Origin of the sequence: Emergencia sp. (genome assembly GCF_048465375.1) — a bacterium.
Lineage (GTDB): Bacteria > Bacillota > Clostridia > Peptostreptococcales > Anaerovoracaceae > Senimuribacter.
Genome location: NZ_DBFWLQ010000011.1, coordinates 60,173 through 75,808, shown reverse-complemented (window position 1 = coordinate 75,808; position 15,636 = coordinate 60,173). Strand labels below are relative to the sequence as shown.

Below are 15,636 nucleotides of genomic sequence, written 5' to 3'. Positions count from 1 at the left end.
GCATGCTTTTTAGAACGGAGGTGTAATTTATGACAGATAAAAAACAGAATGAAGGCTTCAGTTCCATTTTTGGATTTCTGATGACCGTCATCGGATTTGCCGTCGGCGTGGGCAGCCTGTGGCGATTTCCGTATGTATGTGGTACAAATGGTGGAGCCCTGTTTATTTTAGTATATGTTTTGGTAATCGTGCTCATCGGAATTCCGCTCCTGACTGCGGAGATCTCAATGGGTTATGTTACGCAGAAGACAGCGGTGGGTGCGTATCAGACTTTGAAGCCGCACTCCAAATGGCATCTTGCCAGCTATCTGCACATTATCGTGGCGATTTTGGTCAATGGTTATACAGTACCGATTTACGTATGGATTTTGGCATATATTTATAAGACTGCCACGGGATTTTTTCAGGGTCTGGATGCAGCGGGCATCGCTGAATCTTTTGATGCCTTGTCGGGTGATTATAAGACCATGTTCCTCTTTGCCGTTATCAATTGGCTGATTATTACGGTGATTATCAGCGGGGATGTGCAGAATGGCGTAGAGAAGGTAAACAAGTTCCTACTGCCGGCGCTAGCGGTCATCATGGTGGTATGTATTGTCATCGGCCTTAGAGTTGAAGGCTCGTCAAAAGGGCTTACCTACATGTTCAAACCTGATTTTTCTACATTTTCTCTCAGTGCTGTCACTGCTGCTGTCGGACAGGCTTTTTTTGCCATCGGCATCGGCATGCTGGCCTCGATGATTTTTGGCAGCTATCTAAAGAACAAAAATGAGAATATCGTAAAACATGCTGCGGTCATCAGCACGTCCATTGTGGTGGCAGGCATTGCAGCTGGTTTAATGATTTTTCCAATGGTATTCGCTTTTGGCCTGGAACCGGGTGCCGGTGCTGGGCTGACCATGATCACCCTGCCAAACGTGTTCAACTATATCGCAGGAGGCAGGGTCATCGGAACCCTGTTCTATGTGGGATTTTATTTTGCCGCTTTATCGTCAGCAATCGGTTTGGCTGAAGCCATCGTAGCCGTGGTCATGGACCGCTTCCAACTGACGAGGAAGAAAGCTGTAGCTGCGGTCATGGGCATCATCATTGTCATCGGCTGCTGTTCAATCCTCATACCGGGATTTCTGGATCAAGTGGATATCATCACCAGTAATTATCTGTTGGTTGTCAGCGGACTTTTGATTGCGATTTTTGTCGGCTGGATTTGGGGTATTGATAACTTCCTCGATGCGATTCATGTTGAGCAGAAGGCGATGCGGACCTGGCTGGGCCTTTCAGTCAAGTACCTGTGTCCCATTGCCATATTGATTATATTTTTAGGAAACTTTATATGACTTTTATTGTTTTATATTGAACTTTTTCGCGGAGGGCTGCCTGTGGCCCTCCGCGTTTGCGAGGTCAGGGTATTTTAATTAGGGCAAATTATGTATCAAATTATGCAAGTAGTCTGCAATTGAGTCAGCTGCAGAAAATGTTGGGAACATTTCTTTCATGTCTATGTGTTTGCGGACTGCGAAGAAGGTTTTTCAGGGGTGAAGAGTCCGCAACTGACCAAGCTGCAAAAAATGTCGGGAACATTTCTTTCAAACTTATGTGTTTGCGGACTGTTAAAAATTTTTCTCTGAGGTATTCATTCATAATCTATATAACCACTTAAGTGCTGTTGCTACACCGTTGCGAAGATTCTGATAGAATTTAGGCAGGGTGGCACAGGGGAAGAACTTTTATATGTTTTGCGGCATCAAAAGCTAGAGATAGTGCTCAGTTTTTTATCTGTTTATTATAAGCAAACAACAGGGCTATTTCCCTTGCAGAGAAGGTAAGATTAATGGTATAATGGACGCTATAATCAAGACAGCCTTGTCTTTTTACTCCAAGCTTGTTGGGCTAGGCAAAACGGACAGCGAGAGGAGCGGAAGTGACTGAAGGCGTATTGGGCAAGTAATACGTTGCCGCAGGGAGACATGCATTAGATTCCAATTATAGGCAGGTGGAGAAATGAAAGTATTTGAAATCGCACCAGTGAAATACATAGATAATAAGATGTTGGTTTTAGATCAGACGCGCTTACCCGGCGAAGAAATCTACGAAGAGATGCATACGAAAGAAGATGTTTGGGAGGCTATCTACAAACTGAAGGTCAGAGGGGCGCCAGCTATCGGTGTTGCGGCGGCTTATGGTCTCTACTTGTCGGTGAGAGATTTCCAGGGCACAGATATCGACGACTTTGCGCGCCAGCTGAAGGCTGCTAAAGACTATCTGGTGACAGCCAGACCCACAGCGGTGAACTTGGCTTGGGCGCTTTCTCGCATGTGGGACAAGTTTGTAAGCGGAATTGATGGAACTGGGGCTGCATCTGACAAAACCGCAGCAATGGGGTTCGACGTGAAAACAGCCAAGGAGGTTCTTTTTGCTGAAGCAGAACAAATCCGCAAAGAGGACGAGGCAGCCTGTTTTGCCATGGGAGAATACGGGCTGTCGCTGCTCAAACCCGGCATGGGAATTCTGACCCATTGTAATGCTGGTACCATTGCAACAGCAAAGTATGGAACTTGTCTTGCACCTATTTACCTGGGGCAGGAGCGGGGTTATGATTTCAAAGTTTTTGCTGACGAGACGAGGCCACTCTTGCAGGGAGCGCGGCTGACTAGCTGGGAGCTTTGTAAGTCAGGAATCGATGTGACTTTGATTTGCGATAACATGGCGTCCATCGTCATGAAAAACGGTTGGATTGATGCCGTGGTCGTAGGGTGTGACCGTATGGCTGCCAACGGAGATGGAGCCAACAAAATCGGCACATCAGGCGTGGCAATTTTGGCAAAAGAATATGGCATTCCATTCTATATGTACGTGCCGACTTCGACGATCGATCTGAATACGCCTACGGGAGAGGATATCCATATCGAACTCCGCGATGGTGAAGAAATCTACAAGATGTGGTACGAAAAGCCGATGGCGCCGGAGGGAGTAAAGACTTACAATCCATCCTTTGATGTGACACCGGCAAACAATATCACAGCAGTCATTACAGAGAAGGGAATATGCAGACCGCCATACGAAGAGAGCTTGGCGGCGCTGTTCAAATAAAAATGAAACATACTAGAATTTACATACTGATGGTGCTGGCAGCATTTTGCTGGTCAGGTGCTTTTATTGCCGGAAAATTTGCGGTACCCTACATTCCGACTGTATCGCTGACCTTTGGGAGATTTGTCGTGGCGACTGCCGCTATGGGATTCATCAAAAAATACATGGAGTCAAAGAATCCAGAGGAAAAATACATATTTCAGAAGACGGATTTGAAGAAGTTCCTCTTTACAGGTATCGTCGGCATGGTGGGATACCATATCTTTTTCTTCTTGTCGCTGAAATACACCACTGCGATCAATTCGTCGATTATCGGGGCGACCAATCCGGTGGTGACTGCCTTGTTGGCACTGCTTTTTTTGAAACAAAAGCTGCCCCTGAAGCAGGCATTGGGTATCGCTCTATCGCTCTTCGGCGTGGTATTGACTATCACCGCAGGCGATCTGTCGGTACTGGCAGCATTTGACTTGAACAAAGGCGATCTGATCATGTGCCTGGCAGTCATCGTTTGGGCAGCATATGGCGTATACAGTAAGAGCAGATGTGCAGGGATTTCTCCGGTTGCTATCACCTACTACAGTTTTTTGGTATGTACCTTGGTGCTGATACCTTTTGTGCTTTTGGAAAAACCATGGGAATTTCTGCCAGGGGTGCCGGCAGAGGCTTACATCGCTGTCATTTTTATGGCCATTTTCCCGTCCTGTTTTTCTTATCTGGTACAGCAGATCGCCATCAAAGAAATCGGACCGGCCAGGACTTCGGTATTCATCAACCTGGTGCCGATTTTCTCCTTTGTCCTGGCTACTTTGATTTTAGGAGAAACCTTACAGCCAGTGAAGATTTTGACCGCCGCGCTGATCATCGCCGGGGTCTGTATCTGTCAGCTGGCAGGAAATACAAAGAAGGAATCGTGAAGAATGGAAAATAAGAAACAGGGCTTTTTAGCCCGCTATGTAAAAATTATCGTCGTCTTTGCCGTGGTGGCGGGGTCATCGTCGGGAATCTTCGGCAGTGTCATTGAGGCACCTTCCATGGCCATCGGGTTTTGGAGGCTGAGCCTGGGAATGCCCGTCTTTGCAATTCCCGTTTTACTGAAACAGCGAGACGTGCTAAAGAAAATTTCAATCAAGAATTACATATGGACCTTTGTGGCAGGCACTTTTTTGTTCCTCCACTTTTTTACCTGGTTTAACGCTGTCAAACTGACGGATATCGGCAGCGCCTCTGTGCTGGCGGCCCTGCATCCTCTGATCGTTTTGGTCATCACCATATTCGTCTTTCGCAGAAAAGTGGGGGTGCGTCCCGTCATAGGCATCATTCTGGCTTTGCTGGGCGGCGCTTTGATTGCTGGGCTGGATTTCAGACAACTGTCAGCCAGTAATTTTGCTGGCGACGTTTTGGCCTTTTTGGCGGCGATGTTCATGGGACTGTATTTCACAGTCGGAAATGAAGTGAGAAAAGATGTATCGGGCAGTGCCTATGTGTTCCTGGTCTTCCTCGCCTGCTGGATTTGCTTTGCCGTAGGTATGGTGGCTACAAAGACGCCGGTCTTCGGATATTCAAAGGCGGACTATGTGTATATCATCGGTCTGACTTTGGTATGCCAGATTGGCGCACACGCCGTGTTCAACCTCTGTTTCGGCCATGTGGATTCTCTCTATGTCTCGGCTTGGGAATCCGGCGAATGTGTTTCGGCCATCATCATGGGTGTGATATTCCTAGGGCAGGTTCCGACATCCTGGCAGATGATCGGCTGTGCGGTTGTAGTCATCGGACTTTTGTATTATAATTACTATACCGGCTTGGCGGAAAAAGAAGCCGAGGAAAAGGAGCAAGTATGAGTTACAAGGTTAGACTGCAGTCCTTTGAAGGACCTTTTGACCTGCTCGTGTATTTGATAGAGAACGCTCAGATGAGCATTTACGATATTCGGATTTCGGAGATTACAAGACAGTATCTCGCATATATCGAAGACATGAAGGCCATGGACTTTAATGTGGCGACAGAGTTCATGGTGCTGGCAGCCACTTTGATCGATATCAAATCAAAGATGATTCTGCCTAGGGCGACGGTAGAGGGAGAAGTGCTGCTGGAGGAAGATCCTAGAAGTGAACTGGTAGAGAGACTGTTGGAATACAAGAAGTATAAGCGGGGGGCAGAAGAGCTGAAAGAGCGAGAGGATTATATGTCCCTGATCTACGAAAAACCGCAGGAGGATATATCGGAGTATCTCAATCAGCCGGACGAATACCTGGACTTGGATATCAAAAAATTCGCCAGCGCCTTTGATCAGTTCCTGCGAAAGAAAAAGCGGGAAGAAGAGGTACGCGCTCACTATACAAAGGTTGAGCGAGAAAAGGCGACCATAGAAAGCCGCATGGTCTACATCAAAGACCGTTTTAAGAACGTATTTCTGAAAGGAATTCGTAAGTTGAACTTAAAAGAGCTGATTCCCAACAAGAAAGATCGTTACGATATTGTCGTCACCTTCGTCTCTGTGCTGCAGATGATAAGGGACAAGTATCTGGATGCAGACCAAAGAAGTGTCTATGGGGAAATTACAGTGGTACCGGGTGAGCGAAAATTTGAGGAGGCAGGCGCAGATGAATAGTAAGAAGACAATTAAATCTGCCTTTGAGTCCATGATGTTCATTTGGGGACAGCCACTGGACGTGAAGACTTGTGCAGATTTATTTAATATCAGTAAGGAAGACGCTATGACCTATTTTCTCGAACTGCAGGAAGAATATGAGCAGGAGGGAAGGGGGATCGTCATCAGGCAGGTGGGAAGATCTTTTCAGTTTGTGACCCGGCCTGAGAATGCAGAGTTTATTGAACGGCTCTGCACGCCAGTTAAAGTAAAGAAGTTATCGCAGTCAGCCCTTGAAGTTCTGGCAATCATAGCCTATAAGCAGCCAGTAACAAAAGGGGAGATTGACGCCATCAGAGGTGTGAAGTGCGACAGGGTCATCGACGGTCTTCTAAAGAAAGACTTGATCTTGCCAAAGGGAAAATCTGACGGAATCGGCAGGCCGATTCTCTATGGTACCACTGATACATTTTTGAAAAATTTCGGATTTACCAGTCTGAAGGATTTACCTGAGATTGAGGATATTGAAGGGGTAATCAACCTTTCTGAGGAAGAAGGGGAGGACGACGATAACGGCATGGAACAGATTTCAATAGAAGAGGTGGAGTATGGAGAAAGAGAAATTTAAGTGTCCCAACTGCGAACACGAAATTACGATGAATCTCAACGAGTTTGTGGATGTTTCCACAGATCCGGAGTTCAAAGACCAGATTATGAACGGGGAGTTTTTCCTGATCAAATGCCCTGAATGCGGAGATGAGACTCTGGTGGAATATCCTGTGATGTACATGGATCCGGGCAAGAAACTGACGATTTACATGGCGCCGGAACACGAGTCGGATCTGCTGGAACAGTTGAACAGTCTGGAAGTACCGGAAGGGGATTTGGACGAAGAAGCCGTCTTCCGTGTGGTTGGAAACAGCGCAGAACTGCTGGAAAAGATTTTGCTAGCTGACGGCGGCAGAGACGACCGGATTATAGAACTTTACAAGGCCATCATCGTGGAAAATATGAAGGAAGAGTGGCCTGATGTAAAAATCAGAGACCTCTTGTATTTCTTTGACAATGGCGAAGAGTATTTTATCATCTGGGACTACGACAATGCGGCTGGCGAGCAGCTGACGGTCAATGTGGACGATGAATTATACAATCAGCTGAAAGATGACTATCTATCTGCCTTGGCAATTCCGGCTAACAAATATGCCGAGGTCAACGATCAGTGGCTGGCAGAGAGAATCGACGTGGTGGAATAGAGCGCAGGCGATTGCCGTTTCGGCAGCGTTCTGACAGATACAGACGGATAACAAAAAGCAGCGCATCGTGAAGACGGTGCGCTGCTTTTGAATGGTTTGACGGGTGCTGAGGCAAGACGTTCTATATGAATCGGCGGCATTATAATAACCCGTATTTGTTCAGCTTGTTATATAGTGTCTGCCGGGCAATCTGCAGTTCTTTGGCGGTGCGCGTGATGCTGAAGTGGTTGCGTTCAATGGCGCCTGCCAGAATGTCCTTTTCCAGAGCTTCTATCTGGCAGGACAGAGGCGTGTTTGGCTGGACGTATTCCGTTTTTTCCGCAGCTACTGCCTGCGGCTTTGATGCAGACGGAATGCGGGCGTTCGTTTTCTTCTTTTGGACCATGTAATCCGGGATATCACCCCAGCCGATGTCGCCTGCGGCTTTGATGGTGCAGGCGTATTCGATGACGTTCCGCAGTTCTCTTACGTTGCCGTCCCATTCGTATTGATTGAAAAAGTTCATAACTTCTTCGTTGACGCTGTTGATATTGTGGTTCAGCAGGGCGTTGTAGTGATCGATATAGTGGCTGCAGAGAAGGGGGATATCGTCCCTGCGTTCCCGCAAGGGCGGGATGGAAAAACTAGCTACATTGAGGCGGTAAAAGAGGTCCTTTCGAAATGCGCCTCTCTGCACCATGGCGCTGAGCCGTTCGTTGGTGGATGTGATGATCCTCACGTCGGTTTCCCGCTCAAAGCTTTCGCCGACCCGGCGGACGGATCTGCTCTCGATGGCACGGAGCAGCTTCGCCTGCAGCTCCAGGGATATGGAGTTGATCTCGTCCAAAAACAGTGTCCCGCCTTTTGCCACTTCAAAAAGCCCCGCTTTGTCCACAGCGCCGGTGAAGCTGCCCTTGACCGAGCCGAAGAGGATGCTCTCCATCAGATTGCTGGGAATGGCGGCGCAGTTCTGGATGATAAACGGTTCCCTTTTGCGCGGGCTGTTGGCGTGGATGGTGTGAGCAATCAGCTCCTTGCCGGTTCCTGTTTCCCCATATATCAAAATATTCGCGTCACCTTTGGCCAGCATGCGCAGCTTTTCGAAACTCCCCTCGAATTCGGCATTCTGGGTCAGGATATCCTCAAAGTTGTACTTGGAAGAGACGGAGGACATTTTCTTCTTTCCCGATCGGTTGTCCAGCTCGATGGACATGACCATGCAGCCGATGACCCCATTTTCGTTGATCAACGGGTAAGCCGAATTGAGGGCTTTTTTTTGTTTGCCGTTGATCTCGAATTGCTGGACCTCATTGACGATGACCTGCCTCGTATCAATTGCTTTAAAAAAGGTAAAATCCTCCCGCTTGAAAAAAGGATAAAGCTCAAAGATGGAGCGTCCTACGGCATTTTTATATCGCCGCATATTGATCCGGTCATTGTAATCCTCGTAATAAAGAATTTTACCATTGGTATCAGCAATCAGAATCAGATCGCTGTGTCCGAACATTTCTTTGAAAACTTTGTCTTCTGCATTCATGAATCTTCCTCCTACTGTGGTAAGATATAGATTATCAAAAAATATGACAAAAAACAAGTCAATTTGTCTATATTTTAGACAAATTGACTTGTATAAAGACAATTGTAATGGCCTTTCAAAAAGTTTTGCCCCTTGCATTGCCGCGTTTCAAGGAAACAAACTGGCGTGCATGTTGAAATCAGCTGCTTTGACGTCGTTTTTGATTCACGGACCGCATTGATCTGAATTATGGTACAACTCTTGCTTTATGTATGGCAGATGCATCGAATAGATTGAGAAGGAGAGGAACTATGAAAAAGAAAGGAATGACAGGGAAAGATTATTTCGCATTGGCATTTGGCAGTATGATTGGAATCGGCTGGCTTGTTTCGGCGCCACTGTGGATTGCTAACGCCGGCTCTGTAGGCGCAATGATTGCCATGCTGCTGACGGCTTTGATCGTGATCCCTATCGGATTTGTTTATTCTGAATTATGTACAAGCGTTAAAATAGTTGGCGGCGAGTTCGCCTATGCATATCAGTTTCTGGGGCGATTGCCCGGGTTTTGTGCAGGCTGGTTCTTGATATTAGGGTATGTCAGCATGCTGCCCTGGGTCGTGCTGTCTACGTCCTCTATGCTGAACTATCTGTTTCCGCAGATTCAGACGACATTGCCGCTTTATACGATTTTGGGGAATACCCTCCATCTGCCGGAAATCATTATCGGCCTGGTCATGATATGGGGCATCACCCTGATTAATCTGCGGGGCATGCAGTCGTCAAAGAAATTTCAAAATGTAGCCACAGGAGTGCTTTTGCTCACTTTTGCGTTGTTTTTTATCTGCAGCTTCATCTTTGGCGATATCGAAAATCTGAAACCGGCTTTTTCGGCAAAGGGCGCGGGAAGCGGCATTTTGATGGCGATTGCGTCCATGATTTTCTTCATGAACGGGTTTGACACAATCCCGAAAGCGGCCGACGAGATGGACAAAGACATCAATGCCCGAAATCTGGCAAAGGCACTGGTGGGAACGATCTTAATGGGAAGTTTCATCTACATCCTGGTCATTCTCTGCTCGAGCCTGATTATGAATCCGGGCGAGAGCGTTAATCTGGGAGCGCTTCCCCTGGTAACTTCCTATGAGCTGGCTACTGGTTCAAAGGCGCTGGGATTCATCATGGTGTTGGGCGCTTTGATGGGTGTGCTGACCACGTTTAACGGATTCCTCATGGCGGGGGCAAAATTTATCTGCTCTTTTGCCGATGCGGGATTTATGGGCAAAGCGTTAGGAAGCGGTTCTTCTGAGAAGCACATCCCGAGAAGGGCGTTGCTGATACTGGCCGCTCTTGCAACCGCCGGTATGTTTATGGGAAAGGGATTGCTGGCACCATTGATTACGATGGGCGGCATTACCTTCCTGATCGTTTGGATGATTATGGGCATTGCAAACTGGCGCTATCGTGCAATGGAGCCTGACGCGCCGAGGCCGTTCAGAGTGCCTGGAGGTAAAGCAGTAATCCTGCTTGCCATTGTGATTTGCGCGGCGTTGATTGCCATGATGGTGATTCCAGGAACGTTGATTTCGCTGGGAATCGTAGAGAATATCCTGTTGATTGGCTGGATAGCAATCGGGATAGTCGTCTATATCGTCTATCGTGGACAATCCATTCAGATAAAGAAAAACTTTGATAGGAAAGAATAATGAGGTGAAAACTATGAATAAGAAACATTTTGGTATTTTGGGATTTCCGTGGGATGGCGGCGCTTCTTTAGGCAGACCGGGCGCAAGATATGCCCCAAAGGAAGTAAGGGAAGCCTTTGGCTGGTTCAAGGGACGCATTCAGGATGAGAAAGTCTATCACGTGGAATCCAGAAAGAACTACAATGTGAATGCAGAGGAGATTGTAGATTACGGCGACATCGATATCACGGCTTACGATGAGCAGCAGACTCTGCTGAATGCCTATGAAGCGACGAAGGCCATTCTCGATAAGGGAGGCTTCCCCTTCGTCATTGGCGGGGATCATTCCATCTCCTATCCGCCCATCAAGGCGCTGCATGACACTTGTGAAGGAGAAGTCGGCATCATCCACTTTGACGCGCATCTGGACTTGGTAGACGAGAATCACCTGCAGGGAAGGTACTCGCAGAGCAGTGAAATTCGCAGGGCTTTGGAACTGGAGCGGGTAAATCCGGAGCATATCGTGCAAATTGGCGTCAGAGGATTTAATTATCCGTGGTACAATGACTATTTGAAGGAAACGGGAATCAAACAGTACACCTCCTATGACGTCCATGCGGGAGATCCGCTGACGATTGCGAGAGAGACCATGGAGCTGCTTCAAGACTGTGAGAAGATCTATCTGACCTTCGATATCGACGTCATGGATCCAGCTTTCGTACCGGGTACCGGCGCGGATGAGCCCTTTGGATTGTATCCTTTCCAGTGCATGGTAATGTTGAACGAAATGTACGACAAGGTGGACGCTTTTGACATTGCGGAAGTGAACCCGACTTTTGACACACATGGCATCACTACGGCAGTTGCCGCCAGAATCATGTTCGAATGCTTCATCAACAAATTTGGCAGATAATATAACCGCTGTCAAATAAAAAGGGGGTTCTTCTGTGTTTTGGGTTGCGGCAGCAGGTAAAGCCGTGCTATGATAAACCATAGCAATCAGGGGAGGTTAGGGATGATAAGAGAAAAGACAGAAAGCTACCGGCTGCACAGGGAGGGTGAGAGGCAATATCTGACCTTTCCGCAGCTGGACGATTACGAGGAACTGCGTCACTTGTTCACTACACGTCACGGGGGTGTGAGCCAGGGGCCTTGTGCCACTTGGAATTTCGGCGAACGGCATCTGGATACGGACGAAAACATCTTGCAGAACTTTGAACTTCTCGGACAGGTGCTGGGTGCAGACACAGATCAAATGGTGACGTCAGCGCAGACCCACACCACCAATATCAAAGTGGTGACAGCGGCAGACCTGGGCAAAGGCGTAGTCCGGGACAGAGACTATGCGGATATCGACGGCTTGGTGACTGATGAACGCAATTTGACCATCATCACAGGACACGCAGACTGCAACGCCATCTTTTTCTTTGATCCGCTCAAACAGGTCATCGGATTGGCACACTCAGGCTGGAGGGGAACCTTGGCAGGCATCGGCGCGGCTATGGTCTCAAAGATGAAGACCGAATATGGGTGCCAGCCATCTGATATCATAGCTGGTATCGGACCGTCTCTTTGCCAGGACTGCTTTGAAGTGGATGAGGATGTCGCGCTGGCTTTCTTTGACGCAGATGAGGCCTATCGGCAATTTGCTGACCGGCGCGGCTGCAAGTTCCATATTGACCTGAAGGGGATAATACGCCATGATTTGCTGGCTGCAGGTCTTGCGGAAGGAAATCTGTCGGATATGAAACTCTGCACCAAATGCAATAAGGAGATGTTTTTCTCCCATCGCGGGCATCAGGGCAGGCGGGGACTCATGGTCGCTGCAATGATGCTGGTGTAGACGCCAACAGAGGTTGTTTCAATTCGAGGGAAAGGTGCGAAAGATGATAGAATATGCAAAAACGGAAATGGATTATATCTCTGCAAAAGATCCAGTCATGAAAGAGCTGGTTGCACACTTTGGTCATTTGGGCGGCGGTGAAAGAAAGGATGTATTTGCGTCTTTAATCAGCAGTATCGTAGGGCAGATGCTCTCTAACAAAGTGGCTGACGTTATCGACGGCAGGCTGCGGCAGTTGGTGGGTGATTACTCACCGGAGCTGATTTTGCAGAAAAGCGTTGAAGAAATCAAAAGCTGCGGCATGTCCCAACGAAAGGCGGAATACATCAGAGGGTTGGCGCAGGACGTGGAGGACGGAAAGTACGATTTTACTTTGTTAGTGGATATGGATGATGACGAAGTGGTCAAATATCTAATGCAGATCAAAGGCGTGGGGCGTTGGACGGCTGAGATGATTGCCGAATTCACCCTGGGCCGGCTGAATATTTTCAGCTTTGACGATGTGGCACTGCAGAATGGCATCAAAAAAGCCCACGGCTATAAGACGCTGAGTAAGCAGAGATTTGAGCGGCTGCGGAAGAAATACTCACCCTTCGCTTCAGTCGCATCGCTGTATTATTATGCGTGCAACGATGAAAAATGAAGATTATATTTTGCTATCGCGGCGCGGATATGTTAGAATAGAGGCTGTGACTAAAAAAGTAAGAGGTACGAATAGATGAAAAATGTCATTTTAGTTGGAATGCCGGCCTGCGGCAAAAGCACCGTAGGAGTGGTGCTGGCAAAGACTATGAACAAAGGATTTGTGGATACGGACATCCTCATCCAGCAGGCGGAGAGCAGAACGCTGCAGGAGATCATCGATCAAGAAGGCAATGATTATTTCCATCATGTGGAGGAACGAGTTCTTCTGGATTTTGACGGAGAGGATTACGTGGTGGCTACAGGAGGCAGCGCCATCTATTTTGATCGGGCCATGGACAAGTTCAAGGAAAAGGGCGTCGTGGTTTACATCAAGGTCACCCTGGATACAATCTTAGAGAGGCTGAATAACATCAAATCCAGAGGTGTAACTCTGGAAAAAGGCCAGACCATCGCAGACCTTTATGAGCAGCGGATTCCGCTTTATCAAAAGCACGCGGATATGGTGGTAGAGGCAGACGGCCTCAGTGTGGAAGAAGTTGTAGAGAAAATTGTTGAATTAATATAAAGGAGTAAGAAATTAGTGATAGATGTAGTGAACGTGAGCCTGAATTTCAGCGGGCAGACACTTTTTAAAGATGTAGATTTGAAGTTTACGCCGGGCAACTGCTACGGCATTATTGGCGCCAATGGAGCAGGTAAGTCCACCTTTCTGCGCATTCTCTCAGGGGAACTGGAGCCGACCACCGGGAACGTGTCCATCAAGCCGGGTATCAGAATGTCCGTCCTCAAGCAGGACCATTTTGAATATGACGAATATACGGTTCTCGATACCGTCATCATGGGCAACCAGCGTCTTTACGACGTGATGAAAGAAAAAGATGCCATCTATATGAAGGAAGATTTTAACGACGAGGACGGCATCAAAGCAGCGGAGCTGGAGGCCGAATTTGCCGAAATGGATGGCTGGGAAGCAGAATCCGATGTCAGCCGCCTGATTCAGGGGCTGGGGCTTACAGGTGACATCCTGTATAATCAGATGGGCAGTCTGAGCGGTAAAGAGAAGGTCAAAGTGCTGCTGGCACAGGCCCTCTTCGGCAATCCGGGCATCATCCTTCTGGACGAGCCGACCAACCATCTGGACATCAAAGCCGTCAACTGGCTGGAAGATTTTTTGATGGAGTACGAAGGCACGGTCATCGTGGTTTCCCACGACAGACATTTCCTCAATACGGTCTGCACCAACATCGTGGACGTGGACTACGGCAAGATCAAAATGTACGTCGGCAACTACGAGTTCTGGTATGAGTCCAGCCAGATGATTCAAAAGATGGTTAAAGATCAGAATAAAAAGAATGAAGATAAAATTAAGGAACTGCAGGCTTTTATCCAGCGGTTCTCTGCCAATAAATCCAAGTCGAAGCAGGCTACCAGCCGTCGTAAGCTGCTGGATAAGCTGACGGTAGAGGAGATGCCGTCCTCTTCCAGGCGTTATCCTTTTGTCGGCTTTACTATGGATCGCGAAGCTGGCAAGGATATTTTGATTGTCGAGGGAATTTCAAAGACCATCGACGGCGTCAAAGTGCTGGATAACGTTTCTTTCCGTGTGAACAAAGGTGACAAGATCGCTTTTGTCGGTGAAAATGAAATTGCCAATACAACCCTGTTTAAAATCATCATGGGTGAGATGGAAGCCGACGAGGGCAGCTACAAATGGGGCGTGACTATCACTTCCTCTTACTTCCCGATGGACAATTCGGAGTATTTCAACGGCTGCACCTTGAATCTGGTGGACTGGCTCAGCCAGTATACTTCAGAGACCACGGAGTCCTTTATGAGAAGTTTCCTGGGCAGGATGCTCTTTTCCGGCGACGACGTGTACAAGGAAGTGCAGGTGCTGTCAGGAGGGGAAAAGGTCCGCTGTATGCTGTCCCGCATGATGCTCTACGGCTCCAACGTGCTTGTGCTGGATCAGCCGACCAACCATCTGGATCTGGAGTCCATCACAGCAGTCAACGAAGGACTTGCGAACTTTAAGGGGAACGTGCTCTTTGCATCCCACGACCACGAGTTCATCCAGACCATCGCCAATAGGATCATCGAGTTCAAGACTGATGGAACCATGGTGGACAGACTGGGAACATATGATGAATATATAGAAGAGAATTAAGATTGAAAGTAAAAAGACTAGTGCACTGACAATTGATTTATCGGTTGGTGTACCAGTCTTTTATTAATTTGACAATCTTTACCTAATTCTTACAAAGATTTAGCAATTCCATGATAGATGAGAGCAGAGACTTTTTGCTAATATATATAGAAAGGAAAGTAAAAGACTGGAGGTAGAATGAAAGAAATTACGTACAAAGAAGTGAAGCGTTTGGATGAAGTAAACGCTTATATTGAACAGGGAAATGAAGTGCTTGGCGTGTTGGGATATACGGAGCATTCGAAAAAGCATGCGGCCAAGGTGGCGGAAATTGCCGGAATGATTCTCAAGAAACTGGGCCATGACCAACATCTAGTTGAATTGGCAAAGATAGCAGGTTATCTGCACGATATGGGCAACAGTATTAATCGGTCAGATCACGCCCACACAGGGGCTTTGATGGCTTTCCAGATGCTGAGAGAGTGGCAGGTTCCGCCAAAGGATATTGCGGTCATCATCAGTGCCATCGGAAACCACGACGAAAGCACCGGCACAGCTGTGGATCCGGTATCGGCAGCGTTGATTCTTGCTGACAAAACTGATGTGCGCAGGAACAGAGTCCGCAACAGGGTGAAGGCAAACTTTGACAAACACGACAGGGTGAACTATGCGGCTCTTGCTTCTGACCTGCAGATCAATGTGGAAAAGAAGGTCATCACTCTGGAAATTGAGCTGGATGAGTCGATCTGCTCCATGATCGACTATTTTGAGATTTTTCTTCAGCGGATGCTGATGTGCAAACGTGCTGCGGAACTGTTGGGATTGAAGTTCAAAATGACAGCTAACGGCAATAAGATTTGCTGAGTCTTTTGGTAAAGGGCTGTAACATGCT

15 protein-coding genes are annotated in these 15,636 nt (G+C 47.6%); 14 read left to right on the top strand and 1 reads right to left on the bottom strand.

The features are described 5' to 3' along the window. Positions 1-29 precede the first annotated feature (29 nt). The 7 genes from ACMQ5W_RS09515 to ACMQ5W_RS09485 all read left to right on the top strand — a co-directional run bounded on the left by ACMQ5W_RS09515 (position 30) and on the right by ACMQ5W_RS09485 (position 6,933). On the top strand, positions 30-1,337 hold the full coding sequence (locus tag ACMQ5W_RS09515; protein ID WP_419024973.1) for a sodium-dependent transporter: 1,308 nt from the start codon (positions 30-32) through the stop codon (positions 1,335-1,337). Between the two features lie 664 nt (positions 1,338-2,001). After that, positions 2,002-3,090, top strand: coding sequence for an S-methyl-5-thioribose-1-phosphate isomerase (gene mtnA / locus ACMQ5W_RS09510; RefSeq protein ID WP_419024972.1), 1,089 nt, complete (start codon positions 2,002-2,004; stop codon positions 3,088-3,090). Continuing rightward, positions 3,045-4,004: a DMT family transporter gene (locus tag ACMQ5W_RS09505; RefSeq protein WP_419024971.1), complete on the top strand. Its 960-nt coding sequence runs from the start codon at positions 3,045-3,047 to the stop codon at positions 4,002-4,004. The genes mtnA and ACMQ5W_RS09505 overlap by 46 nt, the downstream gene beginning before the upstream one ends. Before the next feature lie 3 nt (positions 4,005-4,007). Further along, entirely contained in the window at positions 4,008-4,931 is a 924-nt protein-coding gene (locus tag ACMQ5W_RS09500; protein WP_419024970.1) for a DMT family transporter, read from the top strand. Continuing rightward, the gene (locus tag ACMQ5W_RS09495) at positions 4,928-5,701 is read left to right on the top strand and encodes a segregation and condensation protein A (protein ID WP_148494328.1); all 774 of its coding nucleotides are present in this window, start codon (positions 4,928-4,930) and stop codon (positions 5,699-5,701) included. Before ACMQ5W_RS09500 ends, ACMQ5W_RS09495 begins: the two co-directional genes overlap by 4 nt. After that, complete coding sequence (gene scpB / locus ACMQ5W_RS09490; protein WP_148494326.1) at positions 5,694-6,308, top strand: SMC-Scp complex subunit ScpB; 615 nt, start codon at positions 5,694-5,696, stop codon at positions 6,306-6,308. The genes ACMQ5W_RS09495 and scpB overlap by 8 nt, the downstream gene beginning before the upstream one ends. Continuing rightward, positions 6,289-6,933 (top strand): CpXC domain-containing protein, encoded by a 645-nt coding sequence (locus tag ACMQ5W_RS09485; RefSeq protein WP_419024969.1) that lies wholly within the window; start codon positions 6,289-6,291, stop codon positions 6,931-6,933. Before scpB ends, ACMQ5W_RS09485 begins: the two co-directional genes overlap by 20 nt. 139 nt (positions 6,934-7,072) lie before the next feature. Here ACMQ5W_RS09485 and ACMQ5W_RS09480 read toward each other — a convergent pair whose 3' ends face one another. Further along, positions 7,073-8,449 carry a sigma-54 interaction domain-containing protein gene (locus ACMQ5W_RS09480; RefSeq protein ID WP_419024968.1) on the bottom strand — a complete coding sequence of 459 codons (1,377 nt, stop codon included), beginning with the start codon at positions 8,447-8,449 and terminating at the stop codon, positions 7,073-7,075. Positions 8,450-8,739: 290 nt separating this feature from the next. On the opposite strand from ACMQ5W_RS09480, the gene ACMQ5W_RS09475 reads away from it, so the two are divergent. From ACMQ5W_RS09475 to ACMQ5W_RS09445, 7 genes are all read left to right on the top strand, one after another. Further along, the gene (locus ACMQ5W_RS09475; RefSeq protein WP_419024967.1) at positions 8,740-10,131 is read left to right on the top strand and encodes an APC family permease; all 1,392 of its coding nucleotides are present in this window, start codon (positions 8,740-8,742) and stop codon (positions 10,129-10,131) included. A gap of 13 nt (positions 10,132-10,144) precedes the next feature. After that, positions 10,145-11,023, top strand: a complete 879-nt coding sequence (locus ACMQ5W_RS09470) for an arginase family protein (RefSeq protein ID WP_419024966.1) — start codon at positions 10,145-10,147, stop codon at positions 11,021-11,023. A gap of 102 nt (positions 11,024-11,125) precedes the next feature. Next, complete coding sequence (gene pgeF / locus ACMQ5W_RS09465) at positions 11,126-11,953, top strand: peptidoglycan editing factor PgeF (protein WP_419024965.1); 828 nt, start codon at positions 11,126-11,128, stop codon at positions 11,951-11,953. A 43-nt stretch (positions 11,954-11,996) separates the two neighbouring features. Continuing rightward, the gene (locus tag ACMQ5W_RS09460) at positions 11,997-12,596 is read left to right on the top strand and encodes a DNA-3-methyladenine glycosylase family protein (RefSeq protein ID WP_419024964.1); all 600 of its coding nucleotides are present in this window, start codon (positions 11,997-11,999) and stop codon (positions 12,594-12,596) included. Between the two features lie 75 nt (positions 12,597-12,671). After that, complete coding sequence (locus ACMQ5W_RS09455; protein ID WP_419024963.1) at positions 12,672-13,163, top strand: shikimate kinase; 492 nt, start codon at positions 12,672-12,674, stop codon at positions 13,161-13,163. Positions 13,164-13,178: 15 nt separating this feature from the next. Continuing rightward, entirely contained in the window at positions 13,179-14,765 is a 1,587-nt protein-coding gene (locus tag ACMQ5W_RS09450) for an ABC-F family ATP-binding cassette domain-containing protein (RefSeq protein ID WP_419024962.1), read from the top strand. Between the two features lie 177 nt (positions 14,766-14,942). Beyond that, positions 14,943-15,608: an HD domain-containing protein gene (locus tag ACMQ5W_RS09445; RefSeq protein WP_419024961.1), complete on the top strand. Its 666-nt coding sequence runs from the start codon at positions 14,943-14,945 to the stop codon at positions 15,606-15,608. Positions 15,609-15,636: the final 28 nt, after the last annotated feature.

What these genes read in the sequence shown, in the direction of transcription:
- ACMQ5W_RS09515 (WP_419024973.1), top strand. Translation starts at nt 30, where the DNA reads ATGACAGATAAAAAACAGAATGAAGGCTTCAGTTCCATTTTTGGATTT.
- mtnA (WP_419024972.1), top strand. Translation starts at nt 2,002, where the DNA reads ATGAAAGTATTTGAAATCGCACCAGTGAAATACATAGATAATAAGATG.
- ACMQ5W_RS09505 (WP_419024971.1), top strand. Translation starts at nt 3,045, where the DNA reads ATGCAGACCGCCATACGAAGAGAGCTTGGCGGCGCTGTTCAAATAAAA.
- ACMQ5W_RS09500 (WP_419024970.1), top strand. Translation starts at nt 4,008, where the DNA reads ATGGAAAATAAGAAACAGGGCTTTTTAGCCCGCTATGTAAAAATTATC.
- ACMQ5W_RS09495 (WP_148494328.1), top strand. Translation starts at nt 4,928, where the DNA reads ATGAGTTACAAGGTTAGACTGCAGTCCTTTGAAGGACCTTTTGACCTG.
- scpB (WP_148494326.1), top strand. Translation starts at nt 5,694, where the DNA reads ATGAATAGTAAGAAGACAATTAAATCTGCCTTTGAGTCCATGATGTTC.
- ACMQ5W_RS09485 (WP_419024969.1), top strand. Translation starts at nt 6,289, where the DNA reads ATGGAGAAAGAGAAATTTAAGTGTCCCAACTGCGAACACGAAATTACG.
- ACMQ5W_RS09480 (WP_419024968.1), bottom strand. Translation starts at nt 8,449, where the DNA reads ATGAATGCAGAAGACAAAGTTTTCAAAGAAATGTTCGGACACAGCGAT.
- ACMQ5W_RS09475 (WP_419024967.1), top strand. Translation starts at nt 8,740, where the DNA reads ATGAAAAAGAAAGGAATGACAGGGAAAGATTATTTCGCATTGGCATTT.
- ACMQ5W_RS09470 (WP_419024966.1), top strand. Translation starts at nt 10,145, where the DNA reads ATGAATAAGAAACATTTTGGTATTTTGGGATTTCCGTGGGATGGCGGC.
- pgeF (WP_419024965.1), top strand. Translation starts at nt 11,126, where the DNA reads ATGATAAGAGAAAAGACAGAAAGCTACCGGCTGCACAGGGAGGGTGAG.
- ACMQ5W_RS09460 (WP_419024964.1), top strand. Translation starts at nt 11,997, where the DNA reads ATGATAGAATATGCAAAAACGGAAATGGATTATATCTCTGCAAAAGAT.
- ACMQ5W_RS09455 (WP_419024963.1), top strand. Translation starts at nt 12,672, where the DNA reads ATGAAAAATGTCATTTTAGTTGGAATGCCGGCCTGCGGCAAAAGCACC.
- ACMQ5W_RS09445 (WP_419024961.1), top strand. Translation starts at nt 14,943, where the DNA reads ATGAAAGAAATTACGTACAAAGAAGTGAAGCGTTTGGATGAAGTAAAC.